18 protein-coding genes and 1 tRNA gene are annotated in these 17,266 nt (G+C 65.5%); 5 read left to right on the top strand and 14 right to left on the bottom strand.

Annotated features, from left to right (window positions below; genetic code table 11):
• Positions 1–22 precede the first annotated feature (22 nt).
• Together ACFRAU_RS24730 and ACFRAU_RS24725 are read right to left on the bottom strand one after the other, a co-directional pair.
• Positions 23–760 (bottom strand): zinc ribbon domain-containing protein, encoded by a 738-nt coding sequence (locus tag ACFRAU_RS24730; RefSeq protein WP_378001836.1) that lies wholly within the window; start codon positions 758–760, stop codon positions 23–25.
• Between the two features lie 179 nt (positions 761–939).
• Positions 940–1,842, bottom strand: coding sequence for a Nif3-like dinuclear metal center hexameric protein (locus tag ACFRAU_RS24725; protein ID WP_377996108.1), 903 nt, complete (start codon positions 1,840–1,842; stop codon positions 940–942).
• 122 nt (positions 1,843–1,964) lie between these two features.
• Here ACFRAU_RS24725 and msrA point away from each other — a divergent pair, with 122 nt between their 5' ends.
• The 3 genes from msrA (at position 1,965) to epsC (ending at position 4,118) form a co-directional block, all read left to right on the top strand.
• Positions 1,965–2,489 (top strand): peptide-methionine (S)-S-oxide reductase MsrA, encoded by a 525-nt coding sequence (msrA, locus tag ACFRAU_RS24720; RefSeq protein WP_378001835.1) that lies wholly within the window; start codon positions 1,965–1,967, stop codon positions 2,487–2,489.
• 67 nt (positions 2,490–2,556) lie between these two features.
• Positions 2,557–3,492, top strand: coding sequence for a cysteine synthase A (gene cysK / locus ACFRAU_RS24715; RefSeq protein ID WP_377996100.1), 936 nt, complete (start codon positions 2,557–2,559; stop codon positions 3,490–3,492).
• A gap of 41 nt (positions 3,493–3,533) precedes the next feature.
• Positions 3,534–4,118, top strand: a complete 585-nt coding sequence (gene epsC, locus ACFRAU_RS24710; protein ID WP_306924128.1) for a serine O-acetyltransferase EpsC — start codon at positions 3,534–3,536, stop codon at positions 4,116–4,118.
• Between the two features lie 61 nt (positions 4,119–4,179).
• Here the strand turns inward: epsC and ACFRAU_RS24705 are convergent, their stop codons facing one another.
• Entirely contained in the window at positions 4,180–5,013 is an 834-nt protein-coding gene (locus ACFRAU_RS24705; RefSeq protein ID WP_377996102.1) for an oxidoreductase, read from the bottom strand.
• A gap of 141 nt (positions 5,014–5,154) precedes the next feature.
• A complete protein-coding gene (gene gndA / locus ACFRAU_RS24700) occupies positions 5,155–6,591 on the bottom strand; it encodes an NADP-dependent phosphogluconate dehydrogenase (RefSeq protein WP_377996103.1) in 1,437 nt (478 codons plus the stop codon).
• Between the two features lie 241 nt (positions 6,592–6,832).
• Here gndA and ACFRAU_RS24695 point away from each other — a divergent pair, with 241 nt between their 5' ends.
• Complete coding sequence (locus tag ACFRAU_RS24695) at positions 6,833–7,573, top strand: FadR/GntR family transcriptional regulator (RefSeq protein WP_377996104.1); 741 nt, start codon at positions 6,833–6,835, stop codon at positions 7,571–7,573.
• Here ACFRAU_RS24695 and ACFRAU_RS24690 read toward each other — a convergent pair.
• Genes ACFRAU_RS24690 through ACFRAU_RS24680 form a run of 3 tightly spaced genes read right to left on the bottom strand, consistent with a single transcriptional unit; the run spans position 7,570 to position 10,387 of the window.
• Positions 7,570–8,691 carry an L-idonate 5-dehydrogenase gene (locus ACFRAU_RS24690; protein ID WP_378001834.1) on the bottom strand — a complete coding sequence of 374 codons (1,122 nt, stop codon included), beginning with the start codon at positions 8,689–8,691 and terminating at the stop codon, positions 7,570–7,572. The two genes, ACFRAU_RS24695 and ACFRAU_RS24690, sit on opposite strands and share 4 nt — an antisense overlap.
• Complete coding sequence (locus ACFRAU_RS24685) at positions 8,691–9,461, bottom strand: SDR family oxidoreductase (RefSeq protein ID WP_377996925.1); 771 nt, start codon at positions 9,459–9,461, stop codon at positions 8,691–8,693. Before ACFRAU_RS24685 ends, ACFRAU_RS24690 begins: the two co-directional genes overlap by 1 nt.
• Entirely contained in the window at positions 9,458–10,387 is a 930-nt protein-coding gene (locus ACFRAU_RS24680; protein ID WP_378001833.1) for an NAD(P)-dependent oxidoreductase, read from the bottom strand. The genes ACFRAU_RS24685 and ACFRAU_RS24680 overlap by 4 nt, the downstream gene beginning before the upstream one ends.
• Before the next feature lie 80 nt (positions 10,388–10,467).
• Between ACFRAU_RS24680 and ACFRAU_RS24675 the strand changes: the two genes are divergently transcribed.
• A complete protein-coding gene (locus ACFRAU_RS24675) occupies positions 10,468–11,532 on the top strand; it encodes a D-2-hydroxyacid dehydrogenase (protein WP_378001832.1) in 1,065 nt (354 codons plus the stop codon).
• Between the two features lie 219 nt (positions 11,533–11,751).
• On the opposite strand, the gene ACFRAU_RS24670 is transcribed toward ACFRAU_RS24675, so the two are convergent.
• The 7 genes from ACFRAU_RS24670 to ACFRAU_RS24640 form a co-directional block, all read right to left on the bottom strand.
• Positions 11,752–13,101, bottom strand: a complete 1,350-nt coding sequence (locus ACFRAU_RS24670; protein WP_377998102.1) for an MFS transporter — start codon at positions 13,099–13,101, stop codon at positions 11,752–11,754.
• A gap of 127 nt (positions 13,102–13,228) precedes the next feature.
• Positions 13,229–14,026, bottom strand: a complete 798-nt coding sequence (locus ACFRAU_RS24665) for an IclR family transcriptional regulator (protein ID WP_377998101.1) — start codon at positions 14,024–14,026, stop codon at positions 13,229–13,231.
• A gap of 324 nt (positions 14,027–14,350) precedes the next feature.
• Entirely contained in the window at positions 14,351–14,671 is a 321-nt protein-coding gene (locus ACFRAU_RS24660; RefSeq protein ID WP_377998100.1) for a hypothetical protein, read from the bottom strand.
• Between the two features lie 113 nt (positions 14,672–14,784).
• Positions 14,785–14,857, bottom strand: a tRNA-Val gene (locus ACFRAU_RS24655).
• Positions 14,858–14,938: 81 nt separating this feature from the next.
• Positions 14,939–15,868, bottom strand: coding sequence for an NAD-dependent protein deacetylase (locus ACFRAU_RS24650; RefSeq protein ID WP_377998099.1), 930 nt, complete (start codon positions 15,866–15,868; stop codon positions 14,939–14,941).
• A gap of 16 nt (positions 15,869–15,884) precedes the next feature.
• Positions 15,885–16,388: a peroxiredoxin gene (locus tag ACFRAU_RS24645; RefSeq protein WP_377998098.1), complete on the bottom strand. Its 504-nt coding sequence runs from the start codon at positions 16,386–16,388 to the stop codon at positions 15,885–15,887.
• Positions 16,385–16,804 (bottom strand): DUF3052 domain-containing protein, encoded by a 420-nt coding sequence (locus ACFRAU_RS24640; RefSeq protein ID WP_377998097.1) that lies wholly within the window; start codon positions 16,802–16,804, stop codon positions 16,385–16,387. Before ACFRAU_RS24640 ends, ACFRAU_RS24645 begins: the two co-directional genes overlap by 4 nt.
• Positions 16,805–17,266: the final 462 nt, after the last annotated feature.

Raw genomic sequence — 17,266 nt, 5'->3', positions numbered from 1 at the left:
GCGAGCTAGTTGGGCGAGGGGGTCAGACCCACTCGGCGGATCGCACCAGGATGCAGCCGGAGTCGGGGCAGAACACGATGTCGTCCTCAGCGGCGGCCTTGATCTCGGCCAGGTCGCCGGGGCTCAGCTGCATGCCCGACCCTTCCGAGGTGCCATGGAAGAGCCTCGCCGCGCCCACTCCGCGGCGGGCCAGCGTCTTCTCGTAGACCGCAAGCATTCCGGTGTCCAGCCCCGCGGCGAAGCCCGTCCGCTTGCCGGCCACCTCATTCTCCTCGGCGGCGACCTCGGCCAGCGCGGCGTCGAGTTCGGCCCGGATCCCGCCGAACGAGCCCTGGATGTCGTCCACGATAGTCTGCTGCGCCGCCTGCCGTTCGCGCAGGCCGTCCAGCCGTTCCAGGACCTCCAGTTCAACGTCCTCCAGGTCAGACCGGCGCTTGTTGAGCGAGGCAATGTCCTTCTGCAGGGCGACGAGGTCCTTGGACAGGCCGGTACCGCTGTTGAGCCTGGCCTCGTCCCGTTCGATCCGGGTTGCCACCTGCTCCACATCCGCCTCGGCCCGCTTCAGTTCCGCTTCGGCGTCGTGGACGGCGAGTTTCGCGGCTCCCAGTTCCCCGTTGGCAACGCCAAGGGCGGCCTCAAGATCGATGATCCGGGGATCAGCCTCAAGGCTGCGGCGGCGGTTGGAGAGTGACTTCAGCCGGGCGTCCATGCCCTGGAGCTCGAGCAACTTCAATTGTTCCGCCGGTGCTGCCTTGGCCACGTTTACCTCCGCTTGATCCCATCCGGCCCGGGGCCGGCACCCCTGTGGGGTCTTCTAGACTCTAGCGCCTAACGCGCTCCCCAGCCTCGCTGCGCATCCCCACCGGCTCCCAAACCTCGCTGCGCTCGGCGCGGGCCCCTCGCCGGCGTGGGCCCTCCGACGGACTTCGCACGCCAGGCTTAGCCGGGAGTGAGTATGAAGTCCCACGGGTCGCTGTTGGTGGTGCTGACCCGGACTTCGACGTCGAGGCCCTGGTCAGCGAGCACATTGCCCAGCGCCTCGGCGGCGGCCGGCAGCCACAGCCATTCGCTGGCGAAGTGCGAGACATCGATGAGGTAGGGACGGCCGTTCACGGCAGCCTCCCTGGCTTCGGATGCCGGGTGGTGGCGCAGGTCTGCGGTGACGTACAGGTCTGCGTTGCTGGCCCGGACCGCGTCGAAGAGGGAATCCCCTGCCCCGCCGCACACGGCAACCCGCTGCACGAGTCCGTCCTTGTCCCCGGACACGCGCACTCCGCCGGCCACCGAGGGGAGGATGCCGAAGACCCGTGCAGCAAACTCCCCCAGGGTGATTGACTCGTTGAGGTCCCCGACGCGCCCGATGCCTTCCTCCGGAAGGCCGTCGGCCGCCGGGGTCAGCGGCGATACGTTCTCCAGGCCCAGGGCGTCGGCCAAGACGTCGGAAACGCCGCCCACCGCTGAGTCGCCGTTGGTGTGGACCGTCAGCAGTGCCGTGCCGGACTCGATGAGGCGGTGGACCGCACGGCCCTTGGCTGTGTTGGCGGCAACCGAGGTGACACCCTTGAGGAGCAGCGGGTGATGGGTGATGAGCAGTTCCGCGCCCCACTCGATGGCCTCGTCGATGACCTCAAGCGTAGGGTCCACGGCAAACATGACGCGCGTGACTTCGGCGGACGGATGGCCGGCCACGAGCCCCACCTCGTCCCATGCCTCTGCAAGTGACTCCGGCCAGAGCTCCTCCACGGCCAGCATGAGCTGCCCCAGCGTTGCAGCGGCGGGTGACTCCGCGGCGTCGGGAGCGCCTTCCGGTTCCGCTGCAACGTCACTGTTCACAGGTTCCATACTCATATTTTTACCCTACAGTCGCCTCTGGCCTCTGCCCGGCATGTGACTCTAGGGTGGGCTGGGGGAATCATTACAGTGGCCCGGGGAATCATCGGCGCCTGCGAACCATTGAAGAGGACATGAAAACTTTTGTGCTTGGCGGGGGCTGCTTCTGGTGCCTGGACGCCGTCTACCAGAAAACGAAGGGCGTTCCGTCGGTGGTTTCGGGATACACCGGCGGCCACGAACGCGACCCGGACTACTATTCCGTCTGCTCCGGCACCACGGGGCACGCGGAAGTGGTTGCCGTGACCTTCGATGAGGAGGTCATCCCGGCCGAGGTCATCCTCGACATGTTCTTCGCCCTGCACGACCCAACCACGCGCAACCGCCAGGGGTACGACGTCGGCACGCAGTACCGCTCGTCAATGTTCTATGAGACCACCGAGGAAAAGATCCTCTTCGAGGAGGCGATCGAACGGAACCAGGCACTATGGTCCCGGCCGATTGTGACCGAGGTCAGCCGGCTCCCTGTGTTCTATCCGGCGGAGAACATTCACCAGAACTACTACGCCAAGTTCCCGGAGCAGGGGTATTGCCAGGTCATTATTAACCCGAAGCTGGCCAAGGCACGGAAATATTACTCTGCATGGCTTAATGCTTAGCAGGGGCACTGACCCCATCGTTAGGCTGACCAAAGTATTCCCTCCTGAGAGATAGGCGCAAGTACACATGGCACGGATCTACGACGATGTAACACAGCTGGTGGGCGGCACCCCGCTGGTCAAGCTCAACCGCCTGACGGAAGGCCTGGACGCCACCGTTGCGGTGAAGCTTGAGTTCTACAACCCGGCCAACAGCGTCAAGGACCGTATCGGCGTCGCCATCATCGACGCAGCGGAGAAGTCCGGCGCACTGAAGCCCGGCGGAACCATCGTCGAAGGCACCTCCGGCAACACCGGCATCGCCCTGGCCATGGTGGGCGCAGCCCGCGGCTACAAGGTCATCCTGACCATGCCGGAAACCATGTCCACCGAGCGCCGTGTCATGCTCCGCGCCTTCGGTGCCGAGATTGTGCTGACCCCGGGCTCCGAAGGCATGCGCGGCGCCGTGGAGAAGGCCCAGGAAATCGTGGCCAACACCGAGAACTCCATCTGGGCCCAGCAGTTCGCCAACGAAGCCAACCCGGAGATCCACCGCAAGACCACGGCCGAGGAAATCTGGGAAGACACCGACGGCAAGGTGGACATCTTTGTCTCCGGCATCGGCACCGGCGGAACCATCACCGGCGTCGGCCAGGTCCTGAAGGAGCGCAACCCCGGCGTCCAGATCGTTGCCGTGGAACCCAAGGACTCCCCCATCCTCAACGGTGGTGCACCGGGCCCGCACAAGATCCAGGGCCTTGGCGCCAACTTCATCCCGGAACTCCTGGACACCAATGTCTACGACGAGGTCCTGGACGCCACCCTGGAGGACTCCGTGGCCGTGGCCCGCGAGCTAGGCGTGAAGGAAGGCATCCTCGGCGGCATCTCCTCCGGCGCCATCGTTTGGGGCGCCCTCGAACTGGCCAAGCGCCCGGAGAACGCGGGCAAGCTGATCGTGGCGGTCGTCTGCGACTTCGGTGAGCGTTACATCTCCACCGTGCTCTATGACGACATCCGCGGCTAGACCTTAGCCAGCTGCATTCCGTTTCCTGTAGAAAGATCTTTGTGGGTTTCTTCGCAAGACTTAAGGAAGACCTCGACGCCGCCCGGTCCCACGACCCGGCGGCTCGAGGTTCTTTTGAGAACTTTTTCGCGTACTCAGGGCTACACGCCATCTGGGCGCACCGCCTGACGCACAAGCTGTGGCAGAATCCGTCCACCCGGTTCCCGGCCCGGCTCATCTCGCAGCTCACCCGCTTCCTCACCGGCATCGAGATCCATCCCGGTGCCACCATCGGACGCCGCTTTTTCATCGACCACGGCATGGGTGTGGTCATCGGCGAAACGGCCGAGATCGGCGAGGACGTCATGATTTACCATGGCGTCACGCTCGGCGGCCGTTCCCTGGCGAAGGTCAAGCGCCACCCCACCATCGGGGACCGGGTGACGATCGGTGCTGGCGCAAAAATCCTGGGGCCGATCGTCATCGGCAACGACAGCGCCGTGGGGGCGAACGCCGTCGTGGTCAAGGATGCTCCGCCCGAGTCCATCGTCACGGGCATCCCGGCAAGCTGGCGCCACCGCGATGCTCAGCGCGAGACCAAGCCCGCCGTGGACCCGGCAGAGTACTACATCGAATACCGGATCTGACCCTGTTCTTAGGGCCGGATGTGCCCATTGGCTCCGGTTGTGCCCTTTGGGTCCGGCCGCCTCAGCGGGCGATGCGTTTCAGTACCGCCGTTACCGCGAGGTCGTAGACCCGGTCGGGCAGGAGCCGCCGCAGCGCCGTGATGGCGCGGGCGCCCCTGCCCACCGGGTAACGCGTCCGGGGACGGGCCGCCGTGGCTGCCAGCAGCACCGCACCGGCGACGACGTCGGGCTGGGTGGACGTGGCGGGCCTTTCCGTGGACGCCAGCACGGCTGCCATGTCCCTGGCTTGGGCCGCGTACGGCCCGCCGCCTGAGCTCGCCAGCAGCCCGTCGGCCGCAATCCCGCCCCACTCCGTAACGGTGCTGGCGGGTTCGATGATGGACACCCTGATCCCGTGCGGCTTCAGTTCCAGCCGCAATGCATCGCTGAGCCCTTCAACGGCGAACTTGGTGGCGTGGTACCAGGTGCCCAGCGGCTCATAGAACTTCCCTCCGATGGAGGAGATGTTGATAATCCTGCCCCGCCCTGCTGCACGCATTGAAGGCAGGACCAGCTGCGTCATCCGCGCCAGGCCAAAGACATTCACGTCGAACTGCCTGCGGCCCTCCGCCAACTCCATCTCCTCCAGGGCACCGAAGGAGCCGAAGCCGGCGTTGTTCACCAGGACATCGATCCGGCCCTGCTCCTGAAGCACCGCTGCCACCAGGCTTTGCATGGACGCGTCGTCCGTGACATCCAGTGCCCGAACTTTGATCCCGAGCGCCTTGAGCGGTTCCATCCTGTCCACCCGCCTGGCGCCGGCGTAGACGGTGAATCCGTTGGCGCTGAGCAGCTTGGCCGACTCGAATCCGATGCCGGTGGAGGCTCCGGTGACAATCGCTACGGGCTGTGGCACTCGGCACTCCTCGGGGTAATTCGGCTCAGGGCGGATCGGCGTCGTCGTCGTAAGAACGGCTGGAGCCGGACACACGAACGGCCGGCACCTCCCAGACTATCCGGGAGGGCCGGCCGTTCATGTGTTACACCGCGGGTGTGGCTAGTGGGTGTCCACTGCCTCGATCTCGGACTTGTCCTCGCCCCAGAGGGTGTGGAACGTGCCCTCGGCGTCGATGCGGCCGTAGGTGTGGGCACCGAAGAGGTCGCGCTGGCCCTGGATCAGGGCAGCGGCGACGCGCTCGCGGCGGAGGCCGTCGTAGTAGGCCAGCGAGGAGGAGAACACCGGCACCGGGATGCCCAGCTGGACAGCGGTAGCGACCACGCGGCGCCAGGCCGGAAGGGCTTCTGCGATGGCCTTGGTGAAGGCCGGGGCGAACAGCAGGTTGGCGGGCTTCTCGTCGGCAGCGTAGGCCTTGGTGATGTCCTTGAGCAGTTCGGCGCGGATGATGCAGCCGGCGCGCCACAGGGAGGCGATCTCGTCGAGCTTGAGGTCCCAGCCGTACTCCTTGGCGGCCGAGGTCAGCATGTCCAGGCCCTGGGCGTAGGAGACCAGCTTGGAGGCGTACAGTGCCTGGCGGACGTCCTCGACGAAGGTTTCCGGGATCTCGACGGCGATTTCCTCGCCGGCCAGCAGTTCCTGGCCGAGCTTGCGCTGCCCGGACTGGGAGGACAGAGCGCGGGCGAACACGGACTCCGCGATGCCGGAGACCGGTGAACCCAGCTCGAGGGCGGAGATAACGGTCCAGCGGCCGGTGCCCTTCTGGCCTGCGGCGTCCACCACGACGTCGACGAACGGCTTGCCGGTCTTGGCGTCCACGTGACCCAGGACCTCGGCGGAGATTTCGATCAGGAACGAGGACAGCTCGCCCTTGTTCCAGTCGGTGAAAATCTTGGACTGCTCAGCGGGCTCGATCCCGGCGCCGGAGCGGAGGAGATCGAAGGCCTCGCCGATGACCTGCATGTCGGCGTATTCGATACCGTTGTGGACCATCTTGACGAAGTGGCCGGCGCCGTCCGTGCCGATCCAGGCGCAGCAGGGCTGGCCGTCGACCTTGGCGGAGATCTTCTCAAGGAGCGGGCCCAGGGCGTCGTACGACTCCTTGGAACCACCGGGCATGATGGAGGGGCCGTTGAGGGCGCCCTCTTCGCCGCCGGAGACACCGACACCCACGAAGTGGAGGTCCTTCTTGGCCAGCGCGGCTTCGCGGCGGCGGGTGTCCTCGTAGTGCGAGTTGCCGGCGTCGATGATGATGTCACCGGCCTCCAGCAGCGGTTCGAGCTGCTCGATCACGGAGTCAACGGGCTTGCCGGCCTTGACCATGATCAGGACGCGGCGCGGCTTTTCGAGGGAGTTGACCAGTTCTTCAAGGGATTCAGTCCGGACGAAGTCGCCCTCGTGGCCGTGCTTTTCGAGCAGGGCGTCAGTCTTGCCGACCGAGCGGTTGTGCAGGGCAACCGTGAAGCCGTTGCGGGCAAGGTTGCGGGCCAGGTTGGCGCCCATCACCGCGAGGCCGGTGACACCGATCTGTGCTGACATCAAGAAACTCCAATTCAGTGTGTGCGACGTATGTGCAGGGGTTCCGCATGCGTTGCGGAACACCCTCAGGAAAGCAGGCTGCTGAATAAAGCATATATATTCACGGACGGGGGCGAAAGCGGGTGACCACTCCTTGGACGCAAATCGCTCCATAAAGAGTCTATGATGCGCCCCTCCGGCGGCGTCCAGACACCCTTGGTCCGGGACAACAAAGCCTCCCGGCCCGATTATGCTTACCTCTATGTCAACCAGCCTCCACCACCGTGCCGTCGAGCACCTGGGTACCAGAATCGTCGACGGCAGCCTCCCGCCAGGTCACGTGATGCTGGCAGAGCAGCTGGAGGATGAACTGCAGGTCTCCCGGTCTGTGATTCGGGAAGCTGTCCGTGTGCTGCAGTCGCTGGGCCTGGTGGAAACCACGAAGCGCGTTGGCATCAAGGTCCTGCCGGCGCACCGCTGGAACCCGTTCGATCCGCTGGTGATCCGGTGGCGGCTGGCAGGGGAAGGCCGCGGCGCCCAGCTGCGTTCCTTGGCGGAACTCCGCTCCGCCGTCGAACCCGTGGCCGCCGAACTCGCTGCGGTCAACGCGCCGCAGGAACTGCGGCAGGAGCTGCTCAACGTGGCCGTGGCCATGCGCGAAGCAGGCCAGGCCGGCGACGTGCCGCGCTTCCTGGAGCTGGACATCCAGTTCCATTCCCTGCTGCTCAGCGGCTCCGGCAATGAGATGTTCGCCAACCTTGTGGGCCAGGTGGCCGAAACCCTGACCGGCCGCACCGTGCATGGGCTCATGCCCGACCGCCCGCGGGACCTCACGCTGCAGTGGCACCTGGATGTGGCCGAAGCCATCTTTGGCGGCCATGCGTCGGAGGCCCGCGAAGCGTCGAGCAGGATCATGCGCCGCACCATCTCCGAAATGGAGCCCGTGTGGGTGGAGCAGCCGAGGGTTTTCGTTCCGCTGCAACCACGCCAGCACTCGGCTTAGTTTCCTGTTCCTCCGAAGTTGAGGAGGACTTTGCCGGATTGGGCGGAGTCGCGGGCGGTTTCGAACGCGTTGAGGGCGTCGGTCACGGGGTAGTCGTGGGTGATGACCGGGCCGATGTGCAGGGTGCCGTCGGCGAGGGCGGTGATGACCTCGTCGATTTCGTCGTTGAACCGGAACGAACCTTTCAGGTCCAGTTCCCGGGTGATGGCCAGGGAGATCAGGACCGGCTGCGCCCCGGTGGGCAGCAGCCCGACCATGACCACGGTCCCGCCCCGGCCCGCGCCTTGAATCGCGGAGGCCAGGCCGTGGTGGTTCCCGGAGGACTCGATCACGACGTCGGCCTGCACCGCGGCGATCGCCTCACCGTCGGTGGCGGTCAGGACCTCGTCCGCGCCCACCGCCGCGGCGATCTCCAACGGCCTGGCATGCATGTCCACCGCCACGATCCGGGCCGCGCCGGCCCGCTTCAGGACAGCCACGGCCAGCGCCCCGATCGGGCCGGACCCGATCACCAGCGCGGTCTTGCCGGCCACCTCCCCGGCCCGGGCAACGGCGTGCCAGGCCACAGACGCCGGTTCGATCAAAGCCGCCGTCCGCAGGTCCAGGGTTTCCGGGAGTTCCCGGAGCATCCGGACCGGCAGGGTCACGTACCGGCTGAACGCCCCGTCCGTGTGCGGGAACCGCGCCGCGGACCCCAGGTACGTGCACCCCGGGGACAGGTTCGGCCGCTCCGCCGGGTACCGGACCGTCCCGTCACCCGGTCCCGGGGTGGCCGGGTGCACCGCCACCGGCGTCCCCGCCACCGGCCCGGACCCGTCCGCGGCGGCCCGGACCACCCGGCCGGAAATCTCGTGCCCGAGGACCAGGGGCGCCTTCAGGATCGACTCGCCCGCCGCCCCGTGCAGCCAGTAATGCAGATCCGACCCGCAAATCCCCCCATACAGCACCTCCACCACCGCCTCATCCGGTGCCGGGGTTTTCAGCGGGACCTCATCGACCCGCAAATCCCCCTTGCCATGCGCCACCACCGCCGGACCCGACACCGGCAGCACCGTAGCCGCCGCTCCTGTTGCTGCTTCTGTTTCTGCTGTTTCTGTTTCTGCTGCTGCGTGTGTCATCAGACCACCACCGTCATTCCGCCGTCGATAAAGATTGTCTGCCCGTTCACAAAATCAGACCCCGCCGAGGCCAGCCACACCGCCGGGCCCGCCAGATCCTGCACCGTCCCCCACCGCGCCGCCGGCGTCCGGCCCAGAATCCAGGCATTAAACGCCTCATCATCAACCAGGTTCTGCGTCATCTCGGTATGGATATACCCCGGCGCGATCCCGTTAATCTGCAACCCCGAACCCGCCCACTCAGCAGTCATCGCCCGGGTCAGGTTCCGCAACCCGCCCTTCGCCGCCACATACGGGGCGATCGTGGGCCGGGCCAGATCCGTCTGCACCGAACAGATGTTAATGATCTTCCCGTGCCCCCGCGGAATCATGTGCCGGGCCGCCGCCCGCCCCACCAGGAACGCACTGGTCAGATCCGTCGAGATCACCCGCTCCCAATCCGCCACATCCAACTCCAGCATCGGCACCCGGTGCTGGATCCCGGCATTGTTCACCAGCACCTCCAGCGGACCCACCTGCTCCTCCACCCACGCAACACCCGCCGCAGCCGCAGCGTCATCCGTGACATCAAACACCACACTGTGCACCCGCCCCGGCGCATAATCCGCGGCCATCGCAGCCTCAGCCGCCTTCAACCGCTCCGCATTCACACCGTTCAACACCACCGTCGCACCCGCATCAGCCAGCCCCCGCGCCAACGCATTACCAATCCCCCGGCTCGAACCCGTCACCAGGGCAACCCGCCCGGTCAAATCAAAAAGTGAAGTCATGAAGAGGTCCTTTCTGTGGCGCTCACGGCGCCCGTCCTGCTGAGGTTTGAAATAGCTTGCCGGACGACGGCAAGGTCCTGGTCCCCCAGGCCCTGGCGCTTCAGTTCGGCATAAAGCCCGACGCCGGCCCGCGCCATCGGGACGGCGGCCCCGGCGGCGTCGGCGGACTCCACGACGAAGGTCAGGTCCTTGTGCATGAACTTTGCCGGCCCGGTGGGAGTGTAGTCCTTCCGGGCAATCCGCGGGCCCACCTGGTCCAGGACGCGGCTGCCGCCGAGGCCTCCGGACAGGACCTCGAAGAGGGCCGCGACATCGACGCCCGAGCGTTCGGCGAGCTCGGCAGCCTCGGCGAGCGCCGCCGTCGTGGTTCCGACCACCAGCTGGTTGCACGCCTTTGCCAGGGACCCGGCACCGAGCGGTCCCAGCAGCCTCACAGTGGTGCCCATGGCCTCGAAAAGCGGTAGCAGCCTGCGGAAGTCGGCGCCGTCGTCCGCGCCGGCCATGATCGCCAGCGTGCCATCGATCGCACCCTTCGTCCCGCCGCTGACCGGCGCGTCCAGCACCACGGCATGGCCTGAACTGGCCGCCCGGACCTTCTGCCCGAACGCCTTGACCGCCGTGGGGGAAACGCTGCTCATGACCACCACGGCAGTATTCGCCGCCGGCGGTGACGTCCGCCAGCTCGCGAGCAGCCCGGCCGCCGCGTCCTCAATGTAGGCAAGGTCCGGCAGCATGAAGACGATCACCGGCTCGTCCCTGAGCTGCTCCACGGCTTCCGCAGCGGACCCGCCGAGCCGGCGGAAATCCTCCAGCGCGGCAGGCGACCTGTTCCATGCCGTCACCGCCCAGCCCGCGCGCGCAAGATTCGCCGCCATCGGCGCCCCCATCAGGCCCAGGCCCACGAAGCCTGCTCTCTGTATGTTCATCTGCAGCGGAACCTCACTTCGTTGTGGTCAATTTTGGTCGATCCCCGGAAATCTGTTCAGTATTCTAGCCTCTATTCAGTATGATGAACAGTATGACGACTGAAACCACCGTCGCGATCGCCGTCCCGCTCGAAGCCGAGTTCGTGGAACGCATCCGCGCCGTAGATCCCTCCGTGACCGTCCTTTATGAGCCCGACCTGCTGCCGCCCGAACGGTTCCCGGCAGACCACGCCGGCGACCCCGACTTCAAGCGCACGCCCGAGCAGGAGGAGCGCTACTGGGAGATGCTGGGCAGGGCCGACGTGCTGTACGGCTTTCCGAATGAAAGCCCCGCCGGCCTGGCGCGAATCGCGAAGGAAAACCCGCGCCTGCAGTGGATCCACGCCATGGCGGCGGGCGCCGGCGGGGCGGTTAAGGCCTCCGGGCTCGACGCCGGGACCCTGAACAAGTTCAGCGTGACCACGTCCGCAGGGGTGCATGCCCTGCCCCTCGCCGAGTTTGCGGCGCTGGGCATCCTCAACGGTTTCAAGCGGACCGCGGAGCTCGCCCAGGACCAGGCCGCCAAAGTCTGGCCGGAGCTGCGGATACCCACCAAACTGGTCAACGGCTCCTCCCTGGTGGTCACCGGGCTCGGGGAGATCGGGCTGGAAACCGCCCGCATCGCCCGCGCACTCGGCATGAAGGTCAGCGGCACCAAGCGTTCCGTGGAGCCGATCGACGGCATCGAGGAAGTGGCGGGCAACAACGGCCTGGCCGGGCTGCTCGCCTCGGCCGACGCCGTGGTGAACACCCTCCCGGGCACCCCCTACACGGAGAAGCTGTTCAACCGCGAGGTCTTTGCGGCCATGAAGCCCGGCACGGTTTTCGTGAATGTGGGCCGCGGAACCGTGGTGGACGAGGATGCGCTGCTCGAAGCCCTGGATAACGGTCAGGTGGCCTACGCCTGCCTCGACGTATTCGCTGTCGAGCCCCTGCCGCAGGACAGCCCGCTGTGGAACCACCCGCGTGTCCTGGTGTCGCCGCACACCTCGGCCCTCAGCGCCGCCGAGAACCGCCTGATCGCGGAGCGCTTCTGCAGCAACCTCAGGACATTCCTCGACGGCGGCGAACTCCCCCACCTCGTGGATACGGTCCACTTCTACTAAACCGCCTGCCGCAGGACACGCCTGCAGCAGAAACACCGGAGAGCCGGGCAGCCCCAGGGTTGCCCGGCTCTTCCTGTTGGGCCCTTCCCGCGTCTGCTCCTGCGCGAGCGTACACTTCAGGCCCCAACGCCAAGCGCGAACGTCCACTTGCGGCCCGCCCCGTGAAGGGATGGGCCGCAAGTGTGCGTTCGCGCTGTGTGCTGTCTAGCCGCGTTGCTCCTAGCGGGCGTCCTCGATTGCAACCAGGTCGCGGCCCTTGGTTTCCGGCGTGAAGAAGGTGCTCACGAAGGAGATCAGGGCCAGGACCAGCGAGTAGATGGCCAGCACCAGCCAGGAGTGACCCGTTACCGCAAGCAGGGACGCGCCCACCAGCGGAACCAGGCCACCGGCCAGGACGGCGGAGAATTCGCGGCTCATGGCGACGCCGGTGAAACGGTATTGCGATCCGAACAGCTCCGGCAGAAGCGGGCACTGCGGGCCGAGCATCGACTGGACACCGATGGCGATGCCCACCACCATGACCATCCAGACCAGGGTCACGTTGCCCAGCGTTACGAGGTAGAACGCCGGGAAGGCAATCAGGGCCTGGAACAGCGCGCCGTAACGGTATACCGGGACGCGGCCAAAGCGGTCGGACAGGGCACCGAAGGTGACCACAAGGATGGCGGCAAATCCGGCAGCAATCAGGAGGCCGACGGGTCCGATGAACTTGTCGCCCGGGAAAACGCCGGCCGGGGCTGCCATGAACGCAATCAGGAGCGCAGAGTAGATCGAGGAGTTGCCGTTCTCGCCCATGCGCAGGCCGATGCCCACCAGGACATTCTTCTTGGAGTGCTTCCAGAGCTGGCCAATGGGGTTCTTGACGACATTCTTGTGCTTCTCAAGCTCCTGGAACACAGGCGTTTCCTTGAGCCGCAGCCTGATGAAGATAGCCACAGCTATCAGGAGGATGCTCGCAAGGAAGGGCACACGCCACAGCCAGCCCTCAAGTACGGCCTTGTCCGCCATGGCGATCAGCGCAAACGTGCCGGCACCCAGGAGCGTGCCCAGCTGGATCCCCACGAACGGAAGGGAAGCAAAAAAGCCACGGCGGCGGCGCGGAGCGACTTCGGAAATCAAGGTGGTGGCACCTGCCTGCTCAGCTCCCGCACCAAGCCCCTGGAGGATACGCAACGTTACGAGGAGGATGGCACCCAGCATGCCGGCCTGCTCGAAGGTAGGCAGGAGTCCGATGGCGAAGCTGGCGGTTCCCATCAGGCCGATCGTGAGAATCAGGACCATTTTCCGGCCGAACCGGTCGCCGATGAAACCAAAGATGATCCCGCCGAACGGGCGGGCAGCGAAGCCCACACCGTACGTGGCGAATGATGCGATCAGTGCACCCTCATCGCCGAGCGGCTTGAAGAACAGCGGCCCGAAGATCAGCGCCGAAGCCAGGCCGTAGATGTAGAAATCGTAGTACTCCAGAGCGGAGCCTACGGAGCTGGCAAGCGTTGCCCTGCGCAGCTGTTCCGGTTCGACGACGGCGCCGTCCGCATCAGCCAGCTGTGAATCAGTACGAGTTGTCACTAGCGCTCCCTCAAAGACACCAGACCCCCGTTGGCCTGGTGAGTAGTGACGACACCATCGCGTCGATCACTATATTGAACAGCGTACAACATGATGAACGGAGCGCCAAGAGCTCCGGGAAATCCTGCTAGCCCATGGGGTTACCCAGGGACCTCGCCAGCTCATTGAGCTCCTTGACCATCTGCGCGCCCTGCTCCTGTGAGTAGGTCGCCTTCAGGGCGGTGACGGACAGCCCAAGGCTGGGGCCGTGGGCTCCGCGGGTGGGCACAGTCACGGCGAGGCACACCACGCCGGTGGTGGATTCCTCGTCTTCAAACGCGAAGCCCTGCTCGCGGATCTCCTCCAGCTGCGCCTTCAGCTCCGCTCCCGTGCGCAGCGATTTGGGTGTCAGCACCGGGAGTTCCGCGTCGTCCGTGAACATCGCATCGATGTCATGGTCATGAAGCCTCGCAATGAGGGCCTTGCCTACGGCGCAAAGGGAAACCGGCATCTTGTCGCCAATATTGGACGTCAGACGGACGGCGGGATGGCCCTCATAGCGAGCCAGGTAGATGACGTTGGTGCCGTCCAGCATGGCAATGCGCACCGTTTCACCGGACAGCGTGGGCGCCTGCTCGCAGAAACGGTAAAACTCCTGGACTTCGTCGAGCCGGCTCAGGTAGGCGGCGCCCAGTTCAACGAGCTTGCGCCCCAGCGTGTATTCGGCGCCCTGCCTGCTGATAAGCCTGGCCTCCTCGAGGGCCAACAGGAGGTTGGAGGTCGAAGATTTGGGGATTCCGAGGTCCCGGGCGAGGTCACTGAGCGTCAACCGGCCAGTGGCAGACGCTGCGAGCGACTCCAGGACGGCGGCAGCCCTTGTGACGGCAGGCGCCGGGGACGCGCTGCCCAGTCCGTCGTTGGCTTTGGGGGTGCGGGAATCGGCCATGATTCTCCTTTTCGATACGCGCTCAGACAGTGGGGGCAAGCAGATTGCATCGCGCACCAAACACCGGCGACGATGCCAAAGCGTCCAGTCAACTGAACACATACCATCATACTGGCTGGGCGGCTGCTGCTGAAGGCATGCCGGGACCCTTCCTGCCGACGGCGCGCGGAGGCCGGCCCGCAACAGTTTCGTGTTTCCGAAAGTTCACGGTATATTCAACGTCAAGCCTTCCACCGCGGCATCCCCCAATAGTCGCGGTGGAAGGCTTATCCAATTCTTAGGCCTTTCTGGTTTTCCGGCCTTTCCGGGTCCGAAGCCCTCTGCTCAGGCCGCAGTCGCAACCGCGTTACCGGCAGCGGCGTTGTCCGCCACCGCGCTCCGCAGTCTCCAACCGCCGCCGAGTCCGTCGCGGATGATCTCCATGGTGGTCAGCTCCGATCCCCCGTTACGCCCCAGCCGGGCCTGCAGCCGCCACACTTCCACGTCGACGCGGCTACGTCCCAGCGGCATCCGGCGCTCCGCTTCCCACCAGCTGACGCGTTCAAACCACCGCAGCGGTTCCGCGCCTACGGTCCATTCCCGCCCGCCGCGGATGACAGCCCCCGGCTGCCCGTCGGCATCAACCCTCACAAGTACGTGTTCCATGCCCGCAGGCTAGGCCGGGCACCGACATTTTTCGGGGCCACAGTCACGCAGTGGGAAACGCAGAAAACCCCGCCTGACCAGGTTCAAGAACTTGGTCAAACGGGGTTTGAAGGTGGGTCCTACCGGGATCGAACCGATGACATCCACGGTGTAAACGTGGCGCTCTACCAGCTGAGCTAAAGACCCAAAGAGAGGTTTTTCGCGCCGAAGCGCTCGAACCAACGAACATAGACTCTACCCGAACAGTGCCCCCAAACGCTAATCGGGTCAGGCTGCCGGGAGCGGCGGCAATTCTTCGGCCAGCCAGGCGAGGGACTCGCTCACTCCGGCTTCCAGCTTGATCGTGGCGAGGTCGTCGCCGCGCGTCTGGCCACGGTTGATGATGACAACAGGTTTGCCTTGCTTGGCGGCATGGCGGACAAACCGCAGCCCGCTCATGACGCTTAGTGAGGAACCGGCAACAAGCAGGGCCTCGGCTTCATCCACCATTGCGTATGCCCGCTCCACGCGGTCCTTGGGGACGTTTTCACCGAAGTACACAAAGTCCGGTTTCAGGACCCCACCGCACGCGGGGCAGCGGGCGACCACAAAGCTGCGGATCAGGCGCAGGTCCTCCACCGTGGCATCGGCATCAGGGGCCATTTCGACAAGACCGGACGTGGTGGCGTGATCCAGGAAGTCCGGGTTCAGTTCCTCCAGCACCCCGGCCAGCATTTGCCTCGAGTAGGTGCGGCGGCAGTCCAGGCAAATCACCTGGTCGAAGCGTCCATGAAGGTCAACTACGTTGGTACTGCCCGCGTCCTCGTGAAGACGGTCCACGTTCTGGGTGATCAGTCCGGTCAGGAGCCCGCGCTGCTCGAGGAGGACGACGGCGGCATGGCCGGCATTGGGATTGGCCCGCCTGAGGTGGGACCAGCCAATGTGGTTCCGCGCCCAGTACCGCTGCCGGTTGGCAGCATCGCCGACAAACTCCTGATAGGTCATGGGTGAGCGCGGGGGCGAATCCGGTCCCCGGTAGTCCGGAATGCCAGAGTCCGTGCTCAGCCCCGCCCCGGTCAGAAGCGCCAACGGCAGCCCGGCGAGCACATCCCGGATCCCGCCCAGCACATCGAGGTCGCTGGCCGATGACTCGGCGCGCGGGGCAGGCGGCAGACTGGCAAACCCTGTCAGGCCGGTGCCGGTCCGCCGCTGGTCCATCGGGTAACCCCGGCGCCTAGCCCCGGGCGAGTTCTGCCAGGATGCGGCGGTACTCGCCGAGGTCCCGGGCCTGGCCCCGCGGATTCACGACCACGTAGCGGACCGTTCCGTCGGCGTCGATGATGAATGTCCCGCGCCGCGCCATTCCGCTTTCCTCGTCGAACACGCCGTACTTCCGGGCAACGGCGCCGTGCGGCCAGAAGTCCGCGAGCAGACTGAAGCCATAGCCTTCCTGCTCGGCGTACGCACGGAGGGCGAACTTGCTGTCCACCGAGACCGCCAGCACTTCGGCGTCGGCATGCTGGAAGGCTGCGAGGTTGTCGCGGATCTCACACAGTTCGCCTGTGCAGATCCCGGAGAACGCGAAGGGGTAGAAAATAACCACCACGTTGCGTCCGCGGAAGTCGGCAAGCCGGACGGGCTCACCGAACTGATTGACCAGGGTGAAATCGGGGGCCTGCTGCCCAACCTCAGGGACTCCCGCCAGATCCACCGACGCAACGGCGGCCTGTCCGGTCACTTGTTCTTCCTGGTCACCAGGCGCGTGGCGCTCCAGTCCTTGGAAACGCCCGCGGACGTCGTGCAGTGCAGCCCTGCGGTGGGGGCGGCGTCCTGGATGTCGGAAGGCGAAACGTATCCGGTACGGCCGGACTTGGGCGTGAGGACCCACACCACCCCGCCCTCGGTGAGCGTCGTGAGCGAATCGACCAGCGTGTCCACGAGGTCGCCGTCGCCGTCCCGCCACCAAAAGATCACGGCGTCCACGACGTCGTGATCATCCTCATCCAGAAGCTCCGACCCCGTCAGATCCTCTATGTCATCACGCAAGTCGAAGTCGACGTCGTCGTCGTAACCGAACTCCTGAATCAGATCCCCGTCCTTGAAACCCAATTTTTCCGCCACATTTACCGAAGTGGCGGCGTCGGCCTCGCTCACGTGTTCCTCCTGTGCCTAGTGATTTCAATTACTCCAAGCCAACACCCTTTGGGCGTGTGCTTCAAGCTACGTGCGCCGCGGTGCGGCTTATTGTGCGTCACACAACAAGTATGACGGTCAAATAGGGCAGGCGGTTCAGGTGCGGCTACGCATCCGGAAGCCGTCAGAGCTACAGTGACTGTTGACAACTATGCCTAGCGGGGCGACCGCCCCGACCCAATAGGCAGTCATACACACGAGATAGAACCCTGCCCGGCGCACATGACCGGGCTGTTGTAACCGATACGACGCACACGACGCGTTCACGCCGGGCAGCTACCCTGCCGGACCTGAGTGCGCCGATGAATGCGCGCAAAGAGAGGTTGGACGTGGCTGCAGGAGAAGATACCTCCCATATCCTCAGCGGGTTGACTAACCAGCTGCCTGATCGTGATCCGGAAGAGACCGCCGAGTGGGTTGAGT

The organism is Arthrobacter sp. NPDC056691 (assembly GCF_042791415.1).
Taxonomy (GTDB): Bacteria; Actinomycetota; Actinomycetes; order Actinomycetales; family Micrococcaceae; genus Arthrobacter.
This window is presented reverse-complemented; position numbering and strand designations above follow the sequence as displayed.